Raw genomic sequence first — 21,183 nt, 5'->3', positions numbered from 1 at the left:
TTTATAAGTCTTGGGGGTAGCCAAGCTTTAAGAAATCAGTGGCATAGAGACGATTAACAATTTGACGCTCCTCCATCCCATAGGCCTCTTTGAGCTTTTGATTGGCTTGTGTGTGATGTCGGCCTGTTTGCGGTAGTGGGCTTTCCAGTTGCACCTTGAAGACCCTCTGCAGAACTTGGTTGAGATCTCGGTCGATAGATTCTATTCGCCCAATAAAATCAAAGCATTCGAGTGGTAAGCAAAGAATCTCTACTTGTGGAGCCCAGTGCATGTCCAGAAACAGTCCGCCTGCATCTAGGTAGCGACAAAATCCCAGAAAGCTGGCTGGTTGGCTGTTTGCCTCTGCCCATGCCAGAAATCTCACGCCTTGATGCTTTCTGCGCCCCACCTTGTCGAGATATGCAGAGAGGACTCGGCTATAGGGATTGCGCACAAAGGTGAATTTAAAGGCTTCATATTCGAGCTTATGTACTTGATTTGGAGAGAGAAAAATTGGCCTTTGAAACTTGTATTTTGGATTATCACGCCGGGCCAGTCCAGGGCGATAAGCGCTGTGGTTGAAGAGGGTCTGGGTTATGGAGGTGTTCGCCGCTTTAGGTACACGATTGTAAAAAAATGGCTCAAGCGGCGAGTAGGCACCCCTAGGATCAAGCTTGAAAATATCCATCGCTCCTTGGTAGGGGAAGCGACGATAGAAGGGTGAAAATAGCCTGGCGCCAATACGGCTGCTGGATCTAAGTAGCCCCGATCCGGGCATGGTTCCGGCCAATTGAGCACGGTAATTTCGGCAACTGTACTGGTGCTTGCGAGAAATATCAAGTATTATTGAGTCAGTTGCTGAAAGCGTTCTGGCAGGACTTGTTAACCAGTCACTATCTCTCCCAAAGGTTGTGGCAATCGGCTTCAATAAGTGTGCTACTCGGAGCATCTCCCAGTTGTTCGCTCTCTCGGGCCATCCCGCAGTTCACCAAAAGTTGCCAAGTCGCTTGCGTCGTCGCCGCAAGATTGGCGGCATCATGAGGGCAAATGTCGAGGCGGGCGTGCCCGTATTCACCGGAATAGATCAATTTATTTTCTACGGCGATCTGATTGACAGTAATTATATCGGCAGCTTTGATGCCAATTCCTTGTTTCGGGAAATCCTGCGCGACTACCCCAATACAATTTTGCTGCTCAACTTCAGAGATCGTGAGGATTGGATAAGATCTCGTTTGTTACATGGCCACGGTGAGTTTGCCATGCGCGAACAAAAGGTCCGGAAACTTGTTAGCCAAAGACTGCTGATTGATGCTTGGCGCGCTGAGTGGGATGCTCACCTGGCGGCGGTACGGAGCTTCATGAGGGATCGGCCGGAGCAGCTGGTGGAATTCAACATTGACAGTGATCCGATTGAGGCCTTGATCGCCCGCTTGCCCGGCTACGGCTTAAGCCCTGAGCACTATGGCCACATCGGCCGCGGCCGTGGCCGCCAACTGCCTGAATGGCTGCAAGCTGCCAAAAGTTGGTTGGCCCACCACCGCCCACGGGCCCAGCGCTGAAGTCTGATGATCATTAGTGAGCGCCATCAGCTGATCGTGTTGCACTGCCGCAAAGCGGCGGGCAGCTCGCTGTGTGTCTCGTTGGCCCGATTGCTTGGACCTGAAGATCTGCAGATAAGTGCCTTGGCCGAAACCATGGCCCTGGGCATCCCGCTCACCCAACGGGTGCGCCGCATCGCCTGGCGTCAGAGTCGTGGAGTGCTCTCCCTGTTCCGCCTGCTCGGGCCTCGTGCCTATCGCCGTGCGCTCACAAGAGCTGTAGATCATGCCTACAGGCCCATGCTCGGCCGCAAGCCTCCCCATGCCCCCGCTGCTTGCGTTGCGGCGACTTTTCCGCAGGAGTGGGCGAGCTTTCGCAAGTTGGCGATCATTCGCAACCCCTGGGACAAGACGGTGTCTGACTACTACTGGCGCATTCAGCGTCAAAGGACTCCTCCCAGTTTTGCCGCCTATGTGGAGGCTTTGGCCGCTGGCCATGACCTCGGCGGCATCGTGCCCCTCGCCTTCCACGACAACTGGCCGATGTACACCATCAACGATCAGGTGGTGGCTGATCGGGTGGTGCGCTTTGAGCAGCTCCAGCAAGATCTGCAGTTATTTTTTCGGGACGCTGGGATGGATTGGGACGGTTGGATGCCCCGCTCCAAGGGAGGGCATCGACCGGCTGGTGCCCCCGGGGGATACCGAAACCACTACACACCAGAGCTAGAAGTTCTAATTGGACGCCTCTATGCTTCCGAGATCGACCAGTTCGGTTATCAGTTTTGAACTGAGTTCACAGCCGCGGCTCTCTCCAGGAAATTGATCGCCTGCCGGTCCTCCCTGGTGCCCGCCTCGATCCGGGTAACTGTCCGCATCACCTTACGCCGATAATCCTGCCGCTTCGCCTCGAGGTTGGGACCGCGACTAATTTTCTGTTCCAGCTCTTCCTTTGAGCGCGTGTAGTAGTGATTGAGTTGCAGGTGCTCGGCCGAATAGAACAAAGACTTGTGCCGTTGCTTTACGCGAAAAGCCTCGCCACGGTCATTCCAGGTGAGCGCGGGTCGGCCGGTGTCCATGGTGTGAACGCGCACACCGCTGAGCTGGCAAGGGTCAACAATGCACTTGAAATTCACGTCCTGCATAGGGTTCCGGGCTCTTTGCAGGTAATTGCTTACTACACCCCCAGCAGGGGGATCCTGGTGGCCGCAGCGGCCGAACATGTGCCACGGCAGCGACACATTCACCACCTCCGGCCCGAGGTGGGCTAACGCGGCATCGATCGAGTTGGCCTTAACAGGCACTAAAAATTCATCGGCGTCGATGCAGGCCAGCCAACGGAACGCACCACCAAAATTGGCGGCGGCATGGGCGTAAGCCAAAACCTGGTTGTGGATGGGACGGCCTAGGCTGCGGTCGCTGAGGCGCTGCCCCCAGGGAATCACGGTGAGTTGCTGGGGGCCTAAATGGCGGCGAAGCTCCGCCAGCGTGTTGTCCCTGCTGGCGTCGTCGTAGACGAATACATGGCGCACACCAGCGAGCCGGTGAAATCTGGCCCACTCACCAATGTGGCGCTCTTCATTGCGCACCACCAATGCAATGGCAACTCCGTGGCGATCATGCAAAGGCAAGGGGGGCGTGAGCCCCACTCGGCCGATCTTGACGCGTTGCAACAGGTGGTTGATCAGCAGAGCCAATCAAGCGTCGAAGGTGTTCTTGCCGGTGAACTTGAGATTGGCGGGATTTTGGTTGGCGCCGATGCGGCGGGGGTTGTGACCAACCATGGTGCGACCCTCATTGACCTTCTCGGGGAAAACGCCGTCCTTGGGGTGCAGGAACTCGGTGTCGCCGCCAGGGAAGATCCGGTAGATCTTGTAGTCCTCGATCCGGGGTTTGAACTTGGTGCGCAGCTGGGTGCCCAGGGCGAGGCACTGCTCCTTGCGGGCGAAGTACATCAGATTTTCGCCCTCATTCATGTGGGCCGCGCCACCGGTGGGCAGCTCGAAGACTTGCTCCTTCGGGCTGGTCCAGGTGATGGCGTATTTCTCCTCAGTTTCAGCAGAGTTCAGCAGGCCGCCGGTGCTGCCGATGTACTTCGGGAGTTGACCGTTGAGCACCGTCGCTGCCATGGCTTTGGAACGTTTCAGCCGGAAACTAGCACCGTGTTTTTGACCTCATCGGGGCTTCTGCCGCACTCTTCACACCCGTCAACAAACCGGCCCTTCAGCAAACCGGGAAAAACACGGTCAAGCCGCTGCCGTTGCGCTCGGTGAGGCGACCGCCGAGGCGATGGAATAGCCGCTGGGTGGCTTGACGGCTCAGCTGCAGGCTGCCGGTGGTGGGATTCCAGCTCAGCACTGGCCCCACCAGCTCCCGCTGCTCGCCGTTCCCCATCCCGTCGTTCTCGCTGGGGTCGTGGCCCTCGCTGTTGAGCTGCAGCTTCAGCCTGCTGCCCGCCGGCAGCAGGCTCACGGTCACGCGGCTGCCGCTGGGCAGGCCGCGGCTGAAGCGGTCGATTAGTCCGCCCAGCATGGTTTCGAGCCGGGCCGGATCGCTCAGCACCGGCGACAAGCCATCGGCTATCGCCAGCTCCAGGTCCAGGCCGCGGCGCGCCAGTTGCCGCTGCCACAGTTCTTGCTGCTGGTGCAGCACCGCACTGAGGTCGGTGCGGGCCAGGTCGTGGCTTTCAAGGGGCTGTTCGCAGCCTGGTTGGCGTTGCAGCTCGGCCGCTAGGAAGATCAGGCCGAAGCGATCGATTTGCTCACTGCATTCGCCGTCGATCTGCTCGAGGCGCTGGCGCACCACCGACGGCAGGTCGTTGCGCCGCAGCAAGGAGCGGATCAGGGTGCGGATCGTGGCCAGCGGTGTGCGCACCTCGTGGGTGAGGGCCTCGAGCAGGGCTAGTTCGCTGCTAACAGCTCGTGGGGTGTCGCCGGCCTGGCGCTCCTGGGCCTGGGCTGGGCGATCGCTACCGCCATGCACCAGGGGCTGCAGCGTCAGGCTGGGGGCCATGGCGGCCAGCCGTTCCCCCAGCCGCGGCCAGAAGCGCAAGCCCAGTTGGTCGTCGCTGCGCAGGGGCCCCAGTCGCTCTAGGGCGCTGCGCAGGTCTGCCGAGGCTGCGGGATCCTGGCTAAGTAGGTGCCCATGAATAAGGCCTAGGGCCTCGGACAGGGCCTCAGGGTCGAAGCGAACAATCAGGCGCCGGCCTTCAGCCGGGCCATCGAGGCAAAGGGCTACCTGTAGCTGGGGGGTTATCACCAGCAGGAGGGGGTCGGTGCCGTCCTCCTCCGCCAGGGCTAGCCGCTGAAAGCTGCCGCATGGAGCTGGGTTGCCGGCTCCTGGCAGAAGGGGTGCCGGGCTGGGCAGCAGGCCATCTAGGTCGCTTGGGGCCCAAACCCAGCCCTGCAGCTGTTGTAACAGGGCTGGTTCATAGAGGGCGGGCAGTGGCGCGGCCAGCCATAGGCCCTGGAGGGGTTGGTGGGGCAGCAGGAAATCCTCCTGCAGGGTGGCCAGGGCTGCCCACCACTGCCGCCGCGCGCAGTCCTCGTTGCCGACTCCGGTTGGCACCCCTTCAGCCAAACAAAGTCGCAGGTCGGCCAGGCTCACCAGCGGCCCTGGGCCGTGCGGCCCCGGCGGGCGGCTGAGACGCACAGCCCAAGGGAGATGAAGTTCACCAACATGGCGGATCTTCCATAACTCAGCCAGGGCAGGGGGATGCCGGTGATGGGACCTAGTCCAATGGTCATGTTGATGTTCACCACCACTTGGAACATCAGCATCGCCCCAATTCCCACCACCACCAGGGCCTCGTAATCGCTGCGGGCCCGTCCAGCGATCTGCAGCAGGCGCCACATCAGCAGGGCGAAGCCGGCCACCACCAGCACCGAGCCGAGAAAACCGGTTTCCTCGCCAAGGGCGCTGAAGATGAAATCGGTGTGTTGCTCAGGGATAAACCGCAGTTTCGTGAGGGAGCCTTGCATTAAGCCGGTGCCCCAGATCTGCCCCGAGCCGATGCCCACGGTGCTCTGCAGCAGGTGGTAGCCGCCGCCGAGGGGATCCTGGGCGGGATCAAGAAACAGGGTGAGCCTGGCTCGCTGGTGGGGGCGCAGGCCGTGCTCCCAGAGCCAGGGGGTGGCGATTGCGAAGATCCCCTGCACGGCAAGGCTTATCGCCAGGGCCACCCGCTTCCAGGGCAGGCTCTTCCATGCCAGCCAGCCCATCAGGGGCACCCAGCCCAGCAGCAGCCAGGGCAGGGTGCCTGCCACTATCGCCGCCACAAGAGGGGAGAGCAGCAGCACCACCCAGGCCCCAGGCATTCCAGCCCAAAACAGCATCACCAGCAGTACGGCCCCAAACACAAGCGAGCTGCCTAGGTCGGGTTGCACAAAAACCAGCAGCCAGGGCAGGGCGATCAGTCCCACTGGACGGATCAGGTCAACAGGACGATCAACCGGGTGTCTGGCTAGTACCTCGGCGAGAAGCAAGATGGCGCCCACCTTGGCGAATTCCGAGGGCTGCACATAAAAGCCGCCAATGTTGATCCAGCTCTGGGCCCCTAGGGCGCTGGTGCCGACAACTCGTACGGCCACCAGGCTGGCGACCATGGCTATATAAATCGGCCACTTAAATGGGATCAGCCGATCCAATGGCATTCGCGCCAGCAGTAGGGCCACCACCACGCCCACCGCCGCCGTTACCCAGTGCTGGTACCAGTCGGCGTAATTCGCTTGGCGCTGGGTGCTGGCAATCAGGATCCCGGCGATCGCCACCATTGCCAGCGGTACCCCCCAGAGGATCAGGTCCACGTCGGCCAGGGGGTTGCGCCGGCTGCTGCGGCCACTAAAAAATCGAGGGTTTCGCCGCCCCAACTGGCTCAACATGGGCTTCAGGCTGGCACCAGATGGGCGGCGCTTAGCTGGCGGGCCAAAGCCAAAAAGCCCCGGGCGCTGATCGATTCGGGGTGGCTGAGCACTACGGGGCGTCCGGCATCTCCCCCCTCCCGCACGGGCATCTCCAGGGGAAGTTCGGCCAGCAGGGGCACTCCGGCCTCTTCGGCCAGGCGGGAGCCGCCGCCGCTGCCGAATAGGGCATAACGCTTGTCTGGAGCGTCAGGGGGAATGAAGACGCTCATGTTTTCCACCACACCCAGCACGTCCACCCCCATCTGCAGAAACATCGCCAGGCCTCGGCGGGCATCAGCCAGGGAAACCAGCTGGGGAGTGGTGACGATGATCGCCCCGGCCATCGGCACCGCCTGGGCGATGGTGAGCTGGGCATCACCGGTGCCAGGAGGCAGGTCGACGATCAGCACATCCCGTTCGCCCCAGGCGACTTGGTAAAGAAACTGGCGAATGATGCCGTTGAGCATCGGCCCCCGCCAGATCACGGGTTGGTTTTCCTGGATCAGCAGGCCCATCGACACCATGGCGATGCCGCAGGTTTCGATCGGTGTCATCAATTGCTGGGCGCCTTCGCCGCTCACTTCAGGCGTGCGATCAGCCACTCCCAGCATGGTGGGGGCATTCGGCCCGTAGATGTCCGCATCGAGCAAGCCCACCTTCAGTCCTGAAGCAGCCAGGGCACAGGCCAGGTTCACGGCAACCGTGCTCTTGCCCACTCCGCCCTTGCCGCTGCTGACGGCGATGACCTGGCGCACCCCAGGGATGGCCTGGCGCTCTGGCAGTTGTCCCTGGCCACCCGCGCCATGACCAGCAGCGCCGATTGGAGCGCCGCCGCTGGGCTGCTCCAACTCAATTTGAACGTCGTTGATGCCTTCAAGGGCGAGCAGGGCCGCCTTGGCCTCAGCGGCGATCCGATCCCGCTGGCTCTGGGCAAACCCAGGTAGGGCAAGGCGAAATAGGGCCCGATCGTCCACCAGTCGCGTTTGCTGGATCCAGCCCAGCTCGATCAGGCTGCGCCCGCTGCCGGCATCCTGAACGGCGTTGAGGGCGGCCTGAGCCTGCTCCACAGATGCCATCGGAAATCCAATCAGAGACTGCGATCCTAGGGGCCTCGCTGCTGCGTTTGACCGTCAGGATGGGCGTGACAGACCCTCTCGATGACTTGTCTGGGGGGAGGCTGGGCTGAAATGGTTAGACGTTTCCAGCGCCATGTGGCGCAGTGTCGATGCTTAAGGCCCTGCTGGAAGCTCCACCGGCCGACTCCCGCACCAGGGCTAAGGCCCTGCTGATGGGCTTGCAGGACTCCATTTGCGCCGGTTTAGAAGAATTTGATGCCGAAGGTTGCTTCGCCGAGGAGAGCTGGGAGCGTCCGGAGGGCGGCGGCGGTCGCTCTCGAGTGATGAAGGGCGGCCGCGTCTTCGAGCAGGGCGGCGTCAACTTCTCAGAGGTGGAGGGCTCAGAACTGCCCCCCTCGATCCTCAGCCAGCGGCCGGAAGCCAAGGGGCATCGCTGGTTTGCCACAGGCACCTCGATGGTGCTGCACCCCCGCAACCCCTACATCCCCACCATTCATCTCAACTACCGCTACTTCGAAGCGGGCCCGGTGTGGTGGTTTGGCGGCGGCGCCGATCTCACCCCCTATTACCCGTTCCTGCAAGACGCCCAGCATTTCCACCGCACGCTCAAAGGAGCCTGCGACAGCGTTAATCCCGCTTTCTATCAGGTGTTTAAGCCCTGGTGCGACGAGTACTTCTTCCTCAAGCATCGGGACGAGACCCGCGGCGTGGGCGGCATCTTTTACGACTACCAGGATCCCCGCGGGGTGCTCTACAAGGGCCAGGACCCCGATGGGCCTGCGGCGGCTGTGAGCAACCAATTAGGCCCGGTGCCGCAGAGTTGGGAGCAGCTGTTTGCCCTGGCCAGTGCCTGCGGCAACGCCTTCCTGCCCAGCTATTTGCCGATCGCTGAGAAGCGACAGCACACCGCTTATGGCGAGCGGGAGCGCCAGTTTCAGCTCTACAGGCGGGGCCGCTATGTGGAGTTCAATTTGGTGTTTGACAGGGGCACGATTTTCGGCTTGCAGACCAACGGACGTACCGAGTCGATCCTGATGTCTCTGCCGCCCTTGGTGCGCTGGGAATACGGATATCAGTCGGAGGCTGGCAGCCGTGAGGCCTTGCTCACAGACCTGTTCACTCGTCCCCAGGATTGGCTGGAGGACGGCTCGCTTGCGGACCGCTGCGCCCCCCATCAGGCGCTGAATTAGGTGATGGGTTGATGGTCGCTGGTTTGGTGGCGGCCAGGCCAGGCATTGGTGGGGCTGGTTGCAAGCCCTGCTCCAGACCCCGTTGCAAAGCTGAAACCACTCGCTCAGCGATCGCTTGGAGAGCGCCATTGCGGCTGCGGGGATCTCGCAGCGATGCTTCTAGCTGGCCCTCAAGTTTGCCGATCTCGAGAATGGCGATGCCTCGCCTGGGGGCTCCCAGGCCGTCGCGGAAGAGCAGGGGATAGGGGCCAAAGGCCAGCGCCAGGCTTTCGTCTAGGCGGGTTGGGTGGCGATGTAGGGGAGGGATCAGGCCCGAACCCACACCATCTGGTCCGTAGGCGTCGTAGTGGATTTCCAGGGCATACCCACCGGCTTGGGCATGGGCTTTGCCCACGCTCCAGTTGGTGCGTGGATCGTCGCCGTCAGCAATGCTGCGCAGCGGTGGGTCGTAGAAGCGGATGGCCAGACCCCGCTGCTGGCCAAGGGCCACCACCGCCTGCACGGTGAGCAGGTTCCAATAGAGCTCGTCGCGCATGCCCGGCTGCATCGGCGCGGCTGCGCCGAGGTCGACGGCCTCTCCCCCTGTGCCGGCTCCGCCAATCCCCTGGGAATCGGCATGACCCGCTAGCACCAGGATTTCGGTGCTGCTGGGCAGCTCAGCCAGACCTCGCCAGTTTTTGCTCAGCCGGCTGCGCGGCCCTGTGAGCGGATCAAAGTTGGCCAGCGGCGGCGCTTGGGCAGCCGCGCCCCCAGCTATGGCAAGCACTCCGGTCAAGACGAAAGCCAGGGGGCGGAATCGTTGCATGACTGCCAGGCAAGGGTCAGATGGGGGAGCTGAGCAGCTTGCCGTCGCTGAATAGACCCAGCTTGGGACCCATTTCCAATTCGAGCGCTATTAGCTCATCGCGGTGGGCCCTCAGCCGTAAGGCGCTGCCCGTGGCGCTGTCATGGCTGATCAGGCGCAGCTCCAGGGTTTCGGCCCGCATCGCCCGAGTGCGATAAATCAGCCCAGCCGCCGGCCCCAGTAAGGCCAGCAACAGGGGCCACCAGCCCAGCTGGGGCAGCAGCTGGCGCAGCACCAGCCCAAGGCAGGCGGCCCCCACCGCTCCCAGCACGGAGAGCAGCACCGCCAACCAGGGACTGGCAGCCACCTCGGCGCGGAAGCAGAGGTGGCGGCGCTCGGGGTCAGTGGATTCAGTGCGCCAACCACGTTGCAGCAGCCATTCGCTCAGCTGGCTCAACACCTCCAGAGGCGGCCGCGAGGAGCGGACCTCGACTGTGGTGGTGCGGTCTTTACTGGCGGCACGCAAGAAAAAAACCAGGCCTACGGCTAATAGCAGGGTGAGCAGCAGGGTGGAGCTGAGGTTGGCCATCCATCCAATTGTGACGCCACCCCTAGGGGGCATGGCTTGTCAGCATGGCAAGGCATTCGCCCTTTCCGTGTGACCGCTTCGTCTGCCCCCAGCAACCTGCCGGCTCCCGCCCGCTTCGCCGTGTTTGACGGTGATCTTGATGCCGAGTGGGCGGCCCTCTACGCCGGGGCTAGGGCGCTGGCGGTGGACACCGAGGCGATGGGTCTGATTCATGGCCGCGATCGGCTCTGCCTGGTACAGATCTGCGACGACAACGACAACGTTTGCTGCATCCGCCTCCACCGCGGCCAGAGCTCGGCACCCCGGCTCCAGGTCTTGATGGAAAACCCGGCGATTGAAAAAGTTTTCCACTTCGCCCGGTTTGACGTGGCTGCCCTGGCTGAAAACTTGGCAATTGCCGTAGATCCGATCTTTTGCACCAAGGTGGCCAGCCGGCTGGGCCGCACTTACAGCCCCCGCCATGGCCTCAAGGAAGTGGTGCAGGAGCTGGTGGGCATTGAGCTCGACAAGCAGGCCCAGAGTTCCGATTGGGGCCGGGTTGAAGATCTCTCTGATGTCCAGCTGGCCTACGCCGCCGGCGATGTGCGCTACTTGCTTCCCGCTCGCGACAGGTTGGAAACCATGCTGAAGCGGGAGGAGCGCTGGCAGCTGGCTGAGCGTTGCTTTGGCTGCATCCCGGTGTTGGCCGATCTGGATCGCCAGCGCTTTCACCTGCTGTTTGAGCACTCCACCGGCGGCAACCGCTGAAGGGCCCCGGCCGTCTCAGTCCTCCACCATGAAGTTCTCGTCGTTGCCGACTGCCTCCAGCTGGGAGCTGAGCAATTCATGGTGGTTTTCGCCGCTGGCTTGGGCTTCCGCAAGCATCTGCTGGGCCAGGGCGAGCTTGGCTGCGGTTTCTTTCAGCCCCTCTTGGGAGCTGCGCACGTCGACCTTGCGGCGGGCGGCCGCCAGGCTGATGCTCAACTGGCTAGCCAACATGCCGCAGGCGGCGTTGTAGGCCCGATCGGGGATGCCGGCCATGGGCGACGGAGCTGCGGGGGTGGCCGCATCATCCCAGCAGCTGTTGCTCCACCAGCTCGGCTAGCTGGGCGCTGCCACCGGCCGGCCCCATCCGCTCCCGACCCATGGCGCCACGCTGGGCGCATTCGGCTGGATCGTCGAGCAGTTGGTGCAGTTTTAGGGCCAGCTCCTGTTGGGAATGGCAGGGCACGACGGCCCCCCCCAGCAGGCGGCTCTGGCGGCGGGCAAAGCCTGGCTTGAATTGGGGCCCCGGTCCCGGCAGCGACAGGCAGGGCACCCCCAGCCCCGCTAGTTGCTCCGTGGCAGTGCCCGCGGTGGCCAGGCCCAGCTCGGCCCAGCCGGCCCAAGTGGCGAAGCGGTTTTGGCTAAGCAGCAGGGTCCAGCGGCCCCGTTGCCAGCTGCTAATTGCTCCGCTGGCGGCGCTAGCTGCTGCTGGCGGTAGGGGCGTAAAGCCCGCTTGCCCCAACAGCTCGGCCCAGGCGGCGACCGTGGGCGCCGATCCAGAGGCCACCAGCACGCTGGCTGGCTGCCGCGGCTGCTGGAGGTTGAGGCAACCCAGCAGCCGGCGGGCATTGCCGAGGGCTTCGGGCAGGCGGCTGCCGGCCAGCAGGATTAGGCGCCGCTGGCTTGCCAGCCCGGCCGGCAGAGGGTTGTGGCGGAAGCCATCCATCATTGGGTTGCCAGGAGCCAGGGCTGCCACCTTGTGGCGCCGCAGCCCTTGGGAGGTGAGCTGGTCGCGCACGGCCACGAGCCGGCAGCGCCGGCTGCCCATCAACGCCCATTCCCACGGATCCCATTCGCTGCCCTTGCAGCGGTGGTAGGCATCAGCGAGCGGTGTCGCCGCCCAGTCCGGTGGTGCCGGCGTGGCCCAGGTGTGGTCGCTTTTGGGGGTGCCAATGAAGCCGAAGCTGCCGCCGCCGCTCCAGGCCAGCAGTAGGGGCAGCAGGTCGCCAATTGCTAGCACCGGGCAGCCTTGACGGGCCGAGTGGCGCACAAGTTGCAGTTGGCGCCAGCTCAGCAGGGGCAGTCCGGCCCCGAGGTCCCGGGCCAGGCCCCTCAAGCTCTGGTTGCTGAAGCCACCACTAGGCAGCTGCAGCTGGGGGCCGATCCGCTGCAGGTGGCCGGCAGCTGCGTCGGCGCTGAACGCCTCGCCGAGCCCCACTAGGGGCAGTACCTGGATTTCCAGGTTGGGCCGCCGCGCCCGTAGGGCCTGCAGAACCCGTTGGGCTATCAGATCCTCACCGTGGCCGTTGCTCAGAACCAGCAGACGGGAGGACATGCCGTGGCTGATACGATCCGCTGCAGGGAGTTTGCTCCCCGGCCGGCGGCATGGCCAAGTGGTAAGGCAGAGGATTGCAAATCCTTTACCCCCAGTTCGAATCTGGGTGCCGCCTTTTTTAATGGCTTCGGCTTGAAGCTCCGCCTCATTTCAGAGGCGGGCCTGAGCTTCCCACCTCTGTCCGCTGGAATCACTGGCCTCGCACCTCAGTCGATGGCGTTCCAGCAGGCATGTCCCTTTGGCTAGCTGGGCCCGGGGCAAGGTGGGCGCTGGAGATCCGTCTAATTCCACGTTGGTGGCCACCGTGGTCACATCCAGCCGGATAGGCCATTGCGGTTTGCATTCGCCATCGGCGTTGCAGCGCATCGGCTTTTGACCGGGGGCGAGCACACCGGCGAAGACCAGGCTCCTGCTGCCGAATAGTTGGTTGGCAGAGGGCGTGATCAGGCGCACACTCAGCAGCCCCTCCATGTTTTGTTCAAGCCGCAACCGGACGCAGTTCTGCTTCTGTTCGCGCAGTAGCTGGGGTTGCCCCATCTGGCCCTGCCTCAGTGAGCAGCCTCTTAGCCCGATCTCCCAGCGCCCGAAGCCCCCTGCTTGGGCGGCGCTGGCCCAGGCCAGCAGCATCAGGCCCAGGCTGAACATTCGAGCCATGGGAGTGCTCAGTAGCCCGAGTCGGCCACGCAGCTGCCCTGGCAGCTGATGCCATTGCTGGCGGTGCGTCCGCAGTGTTGGCAAAGAACCGGCTCGAGGGGAGGCTCCGGCTGGCTGGTGTTATTAGGCAAGCTGGCGCAGCCGGGTGGGGTGGAATCGGGCATTTTGGGAAGTATCTGCTTTGGCACCTAGCTCCACGATGGCGCATCCAGTGGGGCAGGCCGGCATCGGCGTTGGCACTTGGGCCTGGGGAAATCAATTTCTTTGGGGCTACGACCCGAGCCAGGATCCGGTGCTTGAAGCCACCTTCCAGCGGGCTGTGGCATGCGGCCTGCACACCTTTGATACCGCGGACTCCTACGGCACTGGCAGGTTTAACGGCCGCAGTGAGGCCCTTTTGGGCCGCTTTGCGGCGGCCCTACCGGCGGCACAACGCGACCAGCTGCTGGTGGCGACCAAGCTCGCCCCCTTCCCCTGGCGACTGGGGCGCCGCGGCTATGACCGGGCTTTTGCGGCTTCGAAACGGCGCCTGGCCGGTCGAATTGATTTGGTGCAGTTGCACTGGAGCACGGCTCGTTACGCCCCCTGGCAGGAGGACCCCTTGCTTGAGGGTCTGGCTGATCTGGTGCAGCAGGGGGAGGTGGCGGCCCTTGGCGTTTCAAATATGGGACCGCGTCGCCTGCGGGCGGTGCACCGGCGCTTGGCCGAGCGGGGAGTGCCGCCTAGCAGCCTCCAAGTGCAGCTATCACTGCTGGCACCCAATCCGGTCCAGCCGGGCGGCGTGGCTGAAGTCTGCCGTGAGCTGGGTATCCGTTTGATCGCCTACAGCCCCTTGGCCCTGGGGCTGCTGGCCAGATCAATGGCGGATGGGCCTCTGCCTAGGGGGCCAAGGGGAGCTTTGTTCCGCCGTCTAGCTCCCGCCTTGGTTGAGCTCCAGGCTGAGATGGCCCGAATCGCCGCCAGTCGCGACGCCAGCCTGGCGGCGGTGGCCCTCAACTGGTGTCGTGCCCACGGCGCTTTGCCGATTCCTGGCCTGCGCCGGCCGGAGCAGGTGGAGCAGGCCGCGGCTGCCCTGGCCTGGAACCTGTCTGAGGAGGAGCGGCGCCGTCTAGATGATCTGGCGCTGGGATTGGACGTAGGCATGCCTGCCAATCCCTTCCAGAGCGACTAACCGGCCTGGGGGGCTGGATCGAGGGTGAGCACCACCGGCATGGCCTGGGGGCGTACCAGGGGCACCACAGGGTTGGGACCGTGGTCGCCGTGGCTTTCGGCTTCGGCGGCCGCTTCGGGACCGCAGGCTGCCAGGGCTTCCTGCAGCAGGGAATCGAAGGTGGCTCCAGGCAGCCGGTGGCGTGCCAGCTCCAGGAAGGCTCGAGCCAGCGACTCACCAGCCGCTGCCCTCAGGGCGGGGTTGTTGTGGCGTAGCTGCAGCTCGTCATCGATTGAGCGCAGGAAGCGCTCCGTGACATCCCGCTTGGTGGAAGCCCGGATCCTGGTGTCCTGTTCGGCCTGGGATAGGAAAGGCTGAGCCTCAAGCTCCTCAAGCCGGCGACCCAGGCTTTCAAGCACCTCCCGCGCTTCTTTGGTCACGTGGGCCAGTTGGCCGTCTGAGAGCCGGGGCAGGTCGGCTACATAGACCTTGCCGTGATCTCGCAGGGTGAGGAAAGTGGGCCTCACTCCACCCCGCTGGGGCGCTGCCTGAAGCTCTCGGGGGCGTTGCGGCCGGGCTGGGGCTACGGGGCCGGCCGAGCTGCGGCGGCGGGTGATGCGTTGACCGGTGCCGAGGGGAGGTGCAGCGGAGGAGCCCAAGGGACTTGGGGCCGCTATTCGCTGTGGTGAACCTATTGATTGCGTCATGACGCCACTCCTAATACAACTACGTATGGCTCGAACATCGCCCTGGCTCAGGAACCGGGGCGATAGGTGTTGATCAACTTCGAGGCCAGCACCCTAGGCAGGAGAGCGTCTTCCGACCGGGCCAGCAGCCCACTCTGATGCAATTGGCCATTGGCAGCCGTGCTGATCAAGCGCTGAAGGGAAGTCCTGCCAGCGGTTGCGCTCCAGCACTGCCATTGGCCACCGCGCCCAGCTCCCAGGCCTCGTAGCCAGTGTCTTGGCAGATTGCGAGAGCTTGATCCGCTGCAGCTGCCGGCACCACTAGGCAGTAGCCCACCCCCAAATTGAAGGTGTTCCAGAGATCGGCCTCCGGCACTTCGCCGGCTTGCTGCAGCCAGTGGAACAGAGCTGGACGCTGCCAGCTGGTTGGGTCGATCACGCCTTGCACCCCAGTGGGCAGGCAGCGGGGCAGGTTTTCAGGCAGGCCGCCGCCGGTGATGTGGGCCATGCCGTTTATGGGCACCTCGCTGGCAAGCAAGGCTTTAACCAGGGTTCCATAGAGACGGGTGGGGGCGAGCAGGGCATCTATCAGGTTTTGGTTGCTGTGGGGCAGGGTCGTGAGTTCATCGACCGCCTGGCTCTCAAGAATGCGGCGCACCAGGCTGAAGCCATTGCTATGGACTCCACTGCTGGCCACCGCCAGGATGCGATCCCCTGGACTAACGGCGCGTCCATCGATCAGGGCGCTCGCCTCGACCACGGCCACGCAGAAACCGGCCAGGTCGTAGCGGCCCGGGGCATAGAAGCCAGGCATTTCGGCTGTTTCGCCGCCAAGAAGGGCGCAGCCGCTTTGGCGGCAACCATCGGCGATGCCCTCCACCACCTCAGCCATGGCCTCCGGGCTGAGCTTGCCTGTGGCGATGTAATCAAGGAAAAAAAGCGGCTCGGCCCCGCTGGTGATTACGTCGTTGACGCACATCGCCACCAAGTCGATGCCCACATCGTGGTGGCGGCCGTAGGCCTGAGCCAGTTCAAGCTTGGTGCCAACCCCGTCGGTGCCTGAGACCAGCAGGGGATCCCGCAGCCCGGCGGGCAGTCGGCATAGACCCCCGAAGCCTCCGAGCCCGCCCACAACCTCAGGGCGTCGGGTGGCTTCAACACTGGATCGGATCCGCTCCACAAACTCCCTGCCTGCGACCACATCCACCCCGGCTGTGCGGTAGTCCATCCCGTGCGAACCCATCTGCAGCTCCGATCCTCTGATGCCACCTGCCCAAATTCGGGGCCAATTGCTCGATTGGCACCTCAAGTGATTAGCTGCGCTGATGATTGTGATTTGGGTCGCTGATCCTCGCTGGCCTTGCCGACCCCCGCTCAGCCCTGTAGGCGCCTGCCCTGGCCGCTTGGATTGCAATTGCTGATCAATCTTGTAGGTGTCGTTTTTGACCGAAACGGCCGGCTGGAGCAGTTAACTTTGCCCTGTCGTCAATTCTCGATAGGAACCCCGAACGCGAATTCGTACCTCAATTCCATTCAGTTTGAGATCGAATCCAACGCTGACGAATCACTAATTGCCTCTGGCTGGTGATTGCCGCAATAGCGGCGAGTTTCGTTTGTTATGCGCAGCACCTTCTCCCTTGGGGCTCTCGCCCTGCTTCTTTCAGGCAGTGCTTTGGTTCCCGCCATCGCCGAGTCCAGCCTCGCCGCAACCAGCAATGATGCTGTAGCGACGGCTGTTTCCAGCCCTGAGCCCCAAGGCCCCACGCCTGCAGTCGCCATCCGCGAGGTCGATGTGGAGCTGTCACCAAGTGACACCCAGATCAAGCAGGCTCCTCCGACCCCCATCGCTCCTGCCCCCAAGCCAGCGCCCCGTGTGGTGCATAGCTCCAAGGGTCAGGCCAGTTGGTATGGCCCCGGTTTCTTTGGAAACCGCACTGCCAACGGTGAGGTCTTTCGTCCTGGCACCCTCACGGCGGCCCACCGCACCCTGCCTTTCGGCACCAAGGTGCGTGTGACCAACCTCTGGAATGGCCGCACCGCCGTGGTGCGCATCAACGACCGGGGTCCTTTCCACGGCAACCGCGTCATTGACATTGCCCATGGAGCTGCTCAGTCTTTAGGCCTCACAGCCAGTGGCGTTGCTCAAGTGCGTCTCGAAGTGCTCCAGTGAGCTGAGCCAAGTCAGCTCCCTTGATCAGCCCATCCGCCAATCTGGCGGGTGGGTTTTTTGTTGGCTGCCGCCGCTCTTTCCTTGGACCTGCTCGAAACATGCCAAGACCTAGCCGCCTGGCGGCAGCAGCAGCAGGCTCCCCTGCATTTCGTGCCCACGATGGGGTCCCTGCATGAGGGGCATCAGCAGCTGATTCGCCGAGCAGCGGCACTGAGGCAAGGGTCAGGCCAGCCCCCATCTGTGTTGCTGAGTGTGTTTGTCAATCCCCTGCAGTTCGGCCCTGGGGAAGATCTCGAGTCCTATCCCCGGAACCTCCGCTCCGACATTGATCTAGCCGCCGCCGCCGGTGCCACGGCCCTGTTTGCTCCCAACGTGGCGGAGATCTACCCCCGGGGCGAGGCCGGCTTGACCCGGGTGGTGCCGCCTTTGCTTTTGCGCCAGGGGCTCTGTGGCCGCCACCGGCCCCAGCACTTTGAGGGGGTGGCCACCGTGGTGATTCGGCTGCTGACCCTGGTGCGCCCTGATCTCCTGCTGCTTGGCGAAAAGGATTGGCAGCAGCTGGTGATCCTGAGGCGGGTGGTGGCGGATCTGGGCTTGCCGCTGCGCATTCAGGGCTGCCCCACAGTGCGGGAGGCCGATGGGCTCGCCTGCAGCTCCCGCAACCGTCGCCTTTCCCCCTCCCAGCGCCAGCAGGCCGCGGCGCTGCCAGCTGGTCTGGCGGCTGCGGCTGCCCAAGTGCGCGGCGGCCTTTCCCAGGCCCCAGCGCTCACTTCCCAGCTGGCCCGGCAGCTGGAAGCGGCGGGCCTGAGGGTGGATTATGTGGAGCTTGTGGCTCCCCATAGCCTGGAGCCATTGCAGCAAGTGCAAGGCTTGGCCCTGCTCGCCACTGCGGTTCACTGCGGTTCAAGCCGCTTGATCGACCATTGTTTTCTGATGTCTCGTCTGCCGATCGTTGCCATTGATGGACCAGCGGGGGCGGGCAAGAGCACCGTCACCCGTGCCTTTGCGCGCCAGATGGGCCTGGTTTACCTAGACACCGGCGCCATGTACCGGGCCCTCACCTGGTGGGTGCTGCGCCAGGGAGCCGACCCCGCCGATGCGGCGGCTGTGGAACCCCTGCTGCTGGACCTGGATCTGCAGCTCAGTGCCGGCGGCGCCGGCGAGCAGCTGGTGAGCATCAATGGCTTCGACGTGACCGAGGCGATTCGCAGCCCGGAGGTAACGGCCCAGGTCTCCCTGGTGGCTGCCCACGGCTGTGTGCGCCAGGCCCTCACTGCCCAGCAGCAGGCCATGGGGCTTAAAGGGGGGCTGGTGGCCGAGGGCCGCGACATTGGCACCGCCGTTTTCCCCGACGCCGAGCTCAAGGTTTTTCTGACGGCCACTGCGGCGGAGCGGGCCCGCCGCCGCGCCCAAGACCTCGAGCGGCGGGGATTTGAGGTGCCACCGCTGGCTGAGCTGGAGGCCCAGATAGCTGCCCGTGATCACCAGGATTCCAGCCGGGAGGTGGCGCCGCTGTGCCAGGCAGAGGATGCGGTGGAGCTGGTTACGGACGGTATGGCCATTAAGGCTGTGATCCAGGCACTCGTGGACCTGTTCCGCGAGAGGGTTCCGGAGGAGGCCTGGCCGGCCGCTAACGGCGTTTAGACCTTTAGTCGCTTAGTCGTCTAGGGCCTGCAGCAGGCCGCTGCAGGCGTCTTCCAGTAGGTCGAGCACGTGCTCAAATCCCTCGGCTCCCCCGTAATAGGGATCGGGCACTTCGCTGACATCAAACCGACTGCAGTAGCGCAGTAGGGGCTCGATGCGGGCGAGGCTGCTGCCGCCAGCTTTCCCGGCTAGGGCTTGCACCTGAAGCAGGTTGCTGGCGTCCATGGTGAGGATGTGGTCGAAGCGGTTGAGGTCCGCTCGCTCCAGCTGTCGCGCCCGGCTGGGCAGCTGGATGCCGCGGCGGCTGGCGGCTGCGCGCATGCGTGCATCGGCAGCCTTGCCCACATGCCAGCCCCCGGTGCCAGCCGAATCCACCACAAACCGGTCACAGGCCTGAGATTGCTCCAGCAGGTGCAAAAACACCCCTTCAGCGGCTGGGGAGCGGCAGATGTTGCCCAGGCAGACAAACAGCACCTGTTTCTTCATTGCAGCTCCAGCCGTGAAAGGGCCAAGTTGGCGCGCCTCTGCACCACCGGAGCGTTGTCTGCGGCCGCTTCCTGCAGTGTGAGCAGGCCCTGTTGGGCCAGCTGCCTCTCCGGTCCTGCCGCGGGCAGGCCAGCTGCCAGCAACTCCAACCCCACTGCCACCGCGTAGCGCACCACCCACTCGCCGTCGCTAGTGGCGGCCAGCAGGGCTCCTAGGCACTGACGCCGCACAGCTTGCTGTTGGTCAGGGGGGAGCTCGTCCAGTTGCAGTTGGCCGAGCCCCTTTGCGGCAGCCCGGCGCACGCTGGCAGCTACGTCGCTGCCGAGGGCATCGAGCAGCAGCTCTAGCCCACGCACATCACCGATGCCGGCGAGGGCGCGCACGGCCCAGGCCCTAGCCCCGTAATTCACTGGGTCGAGCTGCAACAGGGCTTCCACGGCCGCTGGCCCCAGGCTGATCAGCCCCTTCACGGCGGCTACCGCCGCACCGGGGTTGTTGAAGCCCAACACCTCCACCAGCACTGGAGCTGCGCTGGCATCGGCGCAGCTGGCCAGTTCCTGGGTGGCTTGCTGTAGGGCCAGGGCACTGCCGGCCTGTTGCAGGGCTGCAATCCGGGCTGCCACCAGTGAAACCTGGCTCATAGCAAGGTGTCCATGTAGGCCAGCAGGGCCTCGTCGCCGGGGTCGCCGCTGCCCTGTTCCACCAGCCCCCGCAGGGCAATCAATTTCAGACTGTTCTCGGCAAGGGTGGCGGCAATGGCTTTAAATCCGGGCCGCCAGCCGGCGGCACCTAGGTCCATCAGGGCTGCATGACGCACCTGCAGCTGGGGATGGTCAAGTAGGTCCACAAGCAGTTCCCCCCAGCGCGCCTCACCGCTCAGTTGCAGCAGGGTGCGGGCCGCAGCGCTGCGGATCAGGGGGCTCTCGTGGCCGAGGAAGGGTTTCACCACGGCCAGCACCCGCGGCTCGTTGACACCGATGTCGCCCAAGGCCTCCAGCAGAGCTTCGCAGGGTTCCATCAGGCGGTGGCTGTTGGCCTGCTGGACGCCAGCCACGGCGGGGCCGCTGGCTAGCCTCTCGCAGAGAGCCTCAATGGCTTCGCTGGCCCCGAGTTGGCCCAGGGCCCGGGCTGCCGCTTCCCGTAGTCCGTCGTCGCCGTCCTGCAGGGTGTCGAGCAGGTCGGGGATGGCCGCTTGTGCTGCTGGAGCCAGTTTGCCGAGGGAGCGGGCGGCATTGCGGGCTACTGCGTTCTCCTCGACGCCGGCCCCGCTATCCCTGGGCCGGCGTCGACGCAGGGCTTGTTGCAATAGGGGCACTGCCTCTGGGTGCTGGCTGCGCATTCGGCCCAGCCACCAGGCTCCGTAGTACTGCTGGGAGGAGTCTTCGCTCTGGCGGAGCCGGCGCAGGGCTTCCTGCTCACTAATGGGTTCGCCTGCCTGGGGGGGGCTGGCGTCGTCGTCGGCCATGGGTGCTGTCGCGAGACGCGGGCTCCAAGTGATGTTGCCACTGCCCGGTCTGGTTCGAAATTTCAGCTTGGGCATGATTCCGGCAGGTCCGCTGAGGCCTGGCTCTCAATGAGTGAGAGCCAGCCAGGCACCGGAATCGCATAAATGGGGCTTTCAAAGCATCAACTCAGCCCCAGGACCAACGCGCGTGGCGGGCCTACTACTCCAGTCGTGAACTCTTCGCAAAGGGGCAAACCAATCCAGGGCGCCCCCTCTAAGTTGCTGCCGACATACCTGTTCCTCAGACCGGCACCTATGGCTGTTGCGCTCGCTTCCCAACTGCGTGAAGGCACCAAAAAGGCCCACACGATGGCGGAGAACACCGGCTTCGTGAGCTGCTTCCTTAAGGGGGTGGTGGATAAGGCCAGCTACCGCACCTTGGTGGCCGACCTTTATTTCGTGTACTCGGCGATGGAGGAGGAGTTTGGCCGGCTTAGGGAGCATCCGGTGGTGGGTCCGGTGGCTTTCCCAGAGCTGAACCGGCGCGAAAGTCTCGAGCAGGATCTTGCCTTTTATTTCGGTGGCGACTGGCG

At 63.9% G+C, this 21,183-nt stretch carries 25 protein-coding genes and 1 tRNA gene; 9 read left to right on the top strand and 17 right to left on the bottom strand.

What is annotated here, in order from left to right; translation table 11 throughout:
• Position 1: 1 nt before the first annotated feature.
• Positions 2-769, bottom strand: a complete 768-nt coding sequence (locus C7K55_RS08795; protein ID WP_206603498.1) for a sulfotransferase family protein — start codon at positions 767-769, stop codon at positions 2-4.
• A gap of 166 nt (positions 770-935) precedes the next feature.
• On the opposite strand from C7K55_RS08795, the gene C7K55_RS08790 reads away from it, so the two are divergent.
• Positions 936-1,538, top strand: coding sequence for a sulfotransferase family protein (locus C7K55_RS08790; protein WP_153062455.1), 603 nt, complete (start codon positions 936-938; stop codon positions 1,536-1,538).
• 6 nt (positions 1,539-1,544) lie between these two features.
• Complete coding sequence (locus C7K55_RS08785) at positions 1,545-2,306, top strand: hypothetical protein (protein ID WP_106632358.1); 762 nt, start codon at positions 1,545-1,547, stop codon at positions 2,304-2,306.
• Here the strand turns inward: C7K55_RS08785 and C7K55_RS08780 are convergent.
• From C7K55_RS08780 to C7K55_RS08760, 5 genes are all read right to left on the bottom strand, one after another.
• Positions 2,297-3,214 (bottom strand): glycosyltransferase family 92 protein, encoded by a 918-nt coding sequence (locus C7K55_RS08780; RefSeq protein WP_206603497.1) that lies wholly within the window; start codon positions 3,212-3,214, stop codon positions 2,297-2,299. The two genes, C7K55_RS08785 and C7K55_RS08780, sit on opposite strands and share 10 nt — an antisense overlap.
• The gene (gene psaD, locus C7K55_RS08775; RefSeq protein ID WP_106632357.1) at positions 3,215-3,646 is read right to left on the bottom strand and encodes a photosystem I reaction center subunit II PsaD; all 432 of its coding nucleotides are present in this window, start codon (positions 3,644-3,646) and stop codon (positions 3,215-3,217) included.
• 94 nt (positions 3,647-3,740) lie between these two features.
• On the bottom strand, positions 3,741-5,168 hold the full coding sequence (locus tag C7K55_RS08770) for a sensor histidine kinase (protein WP_241518278.1): 1,428 nt from the start codon (positions 5,166-5,168) through the stop codon (positions 3,741-3,743).
• Positions 5,120-6,397 (bottom strand): rod shape-determining protein RodA, encoded by a 1,278-nt coding sequence (gene rodA / locus C7K55_RS08765; RefSeq protein WP_106632356.1) that lies wholly within the window; start codon positions 6,395-6,397, stop codon positions 5,120-5,122. The genes C7K55_RS08770 and rodA overlap by 49 nt, the downstream gene beginning before the upstream one ends.
• A 5-nt stretch (positions 6,398-6,402) precedes the next feature.
• Positions 6,403-7,494 (bottom strand): Mrp/NBP35 family ATP-binding protein, encoded by a 1,092-nt coding sequence (locus tag C7K55_RS08760; RefSeq protein WP_106632355.1) that lies wholly within the window; start codon positions 7,492-7,494, stop codon positions 6,403-6,405.
• A 149-nt stretch (positions 7,495-7,643) separates the two neighbouring features.
• Between C7K55_RS08760 and hemF the strand changes: the two genes are divergently transcribed.
• A complete protein-coding gene (hemF, locus tag C7K55_RS08755) occupies positions 7,644-8,684 on the top strand; it encodes an oxygen-dependent coproporphyrinogen oxidase (protein ID WP_106632354.1) in 1,041 nt (346 codons plus the stop codon).
• Here hemF and C7K55_RS08750 read toward each other — a convergent pair.
• Together C7K55_RS08750 and C7K55_RS08745 are read right to left on the bottom strand one after the other, a co-directional pair.
• Positions 8,611-9,489: a dehydrogenase gene (locus C7K55_RS08750; protein WP_193486246.1), complete on the bottom strand. Its 879-nt coding sequence runs from the start codon at positions 9,487-9,489 to the stop codon at positions 8,611-8,613. The two genes, hemF and C7K55_RS08750, sit on opposite strands and share 74 nt — an antisense overlap.
• A 16-nt stretch (positions 9,490-9,505) precedes the next feature.
• Positions 9,506-10,057 (bottom strand): cofactor assembly of complex C subunit B, encoded by a 552-nt coding sequence (locus C7K55_RS08745; protein ID WP_106632353.1) that lies wholly within the window; start codon positions 10,055-10,057, stop codon positions 9,506-9,508.
• Positions 10,058-10,126: 69 nt separating this feature from the next.
• Between C7K55_RS08745 and C7K55_RS08740 the strand changes: the two genes are divergently transcribed.
• A complete protein-coding gene (locus C7K55_RS08740) occupies positions 10,127-10,804 on the top strand; it encodes a ribonuclease D (protein WP_106632352.1) in 678 nt (225 codons plus the stop codon).
• A gap of 15 nt (positions 10,805-10,819) precedes the next feature.
• Here C7K55_RS08740 and C7K55_RS08735 read toward each other — a convergent pair whose 3' ends face one another.
• Together C7K55_RS08735 and C7K55_RS08730 are read right to left on the bottom strand one after the other, a co-directional pair.
• Positions 10,820-11,077: a hypothetical protein gene (locus C7K55_RS08735; protein ID WP_106632351.1), complete on the bottom strand. Its 258-nt coding sequence runs from the start codon at positions 11,075-11,077 to the stop codon at positions 10,820-10,822.
• A gap of 28 nt (positions 11,078-11,105) precedes the next feature.
• Complete coding sequence (locus C7K55_RS08730) at positions 11,106-12,356, bottom strand: lipid-A-disaccharide synthase-related protein (protein WP_106632350.1); 1,251 nt, start codon at positions 12,354-12,356, stop codon at positions 11,106-11,108.
• A gap of 44 nt (positions 12,357-12,400) precedes the next feature.
• On the opposite strand from C7K55_RS08730, the gene C7K55_RS08725 reads away from it, so the two are divergent.
• A tRNA-Cys gene (locus C7K55_RS08725) sits at positions 12,401-12,471 on the top strand.
• A 35-nt stretch (positions 12,472-12,506) separates the two neighbouring features.
• Here the strand turns inward: C7K55_RS08725 and C7K55_RS08720 are convergent.
• On the bottom strand, positions 12,507-13,010 hold the full coding sequence (locus C7K55_RS08720) for a hypothetical protein (RefSeq protein WP_127432012.1): 504 nt from the start codon (positions 13,008-13,010) through the stop codon (positions 12,507-12,509).
• Positions 13,011-13,018: 8 nt separating this feature from the next.
• The gene (locus C7K55_RS13780) at positions 13,019-13,174 is read right to left on the bottom strand and encodes a hypothetical protein (RefSeq protein WP_193486243.1); all 156 of its coding nucleotides are present in this window, start codon (positions 13,172-13,174) and stop codon (positions 13,019-13,021) included.
• A 35-nt stretch (positions 13,175-13,209) separates the two neighbouring features.
• Between C7K55_RS13780 and C7K55_RS08710 the strand changes: the two genes are divergently transcribed.
• The gene (locus tag C7K55_RS08710) at positions 13,210-14,181 is read left to right on the top strand and encodes an aldo/keto reductase (protein ID WP_106632347.1); all 972 of its coding nucleotides are present in this window, start codon (positions 13,210-13,212) and stop codon (positions 14,179-14,181) included.
• On the opposite strand, the gene C7K55_RS08705 is transcribed toward C7K55_RS08710, so the two are convergent.
• Both C7K55_RS08705 and purM read right to left on the bottom strand, forming a co-directional pair.
• Complete coding sequence (locus C7K55_RS08705) at positions 14,178-14,819, bottom strand: 2-hydroxyacyl-CoA dehydratase (RefSeq protein WP_106632346.1); 642 nt, start codon at positions 14,817-14,819, stop codon at positions 14,178-14,180. The genes C7K55_RS08710 and C7K55_RS08705 overlap by 4 nt on opposite strands.
• A gap of 214 nt (positions 14,820-15,033) precedes the next feature.
• Complete coding sequence (gene purM / locus C7K55_RS08700; RefSeq protein WP_106632345.1) at positions 15,034-16,074, bottom strand: phosphoribosylformylglycinamidine cyclo-ligase; 1,041 nt, start codon at positions 16,072-16,074, stop codon at positions 15,034-15,036.
• Positions 16,075-16,464: 390 nt separating this feature from the next.
• On the opposite strand from purM, the gene C7K55_RS08695 reads away from it, so the two are divergent.
• A complete protein-coding gene (locus tag C7K55_RS08695) occupies positions 16,465-17,016 on the top strand; it encodes a septal ring lytic transglycosylase RlpA family protein (RefSeq protein ID WP_106632344.1) in 552 nt (183 codons plus the stop codon).
• 81 nt (positions 17,017-17,097) lie between these two features.
• Positions 17,098-18,660, top strand: a complete 1,563-nt coding sequence (locus tag C7K55_RS08690) for a bifunctional pantoate--beta-alanine ligase/(d)CMP kinase (RefSeq protein WP_106632435.1) — start codon at positions 17,098-17,100, stop codon at positions 18,658-18,660.
• Between the two features lie 12 nt (positions 18,661-18,672).
• Here C7K55_RS08690 and C7K55_RS08685 read toward each other — a convergent pair whose 3' ends face one another.
• Genes C7K55_RS08685 through C7K55_RS08675 form a run of 3 tightly spaced genes read right to left on the bottom strand, consistent with a single transcriptional unit; the run spans position 18,673 to position 20,611 of the window.
• Positions 18,673-19,146, bottom strand: coding sequence for a low molecular weight protein-tyrosine-phosphatase (locus C7K55_RS08685; RefSeq protein ID WP_106632343.1), 474 nt, complete (start codon positions 19,144-19,146; stop codon positions 18,673-18,675).
• Complete coding sequence (locus tag C7K55_RS08680) at positions 19,143-19,787, bottom strand: HEAT repeat domain-containing protein (protein WP_106632342.1); 645 nt, start codon at positions 19,785-19,787, stop codon at positions 19,143-19,145. The genes C7K55_RS08685 and C7K55_RS08680 overlap by 4 nt, the downstream gene beginning before the upstream one ends.
• Entirely contained in the window at positions 19,784-20,611 is an 828-nt protein-coding gene (locus C7K55_RS08675; RefSeq protein ID WP_106632341.1) for a HEAT repeat domain-containing protein, read from the bottom strand. Before C7K55_RS08675 ends, C7K55_RS08680 begins: the two co-directional genes overlap by 4 nt.
• Before the next feature lie 294 nt (positions 20,612-20,905).
• Between C7K55_RS08675 and C7K55_RS08670 the strand changes: the two genes are divergently transcribed.
• A partial coding sequence (locus tag C7K55_RS08670; RefSeq protein ID WP_193486242.1) for a biliverdin-producing heme oxygenase occupies positions 20,906-21,183 on the top strand: 278 nt, incomplete at its 3' end.

This window comes from Cyanobium usitatum str. Tous (assembly GCF_003011885.1).
In the GTDB taxonomy this organism is placed as follows: Bacteria; Cyanobacteriota; Cyanobacteriia; order PCC-6307; family Cyanobiaceae; genus Cyanobium_A; species Cyanobium_A usitatum.
This window is presented reverse-complemented; position numbering and strand designations above follow the sequence as displayed.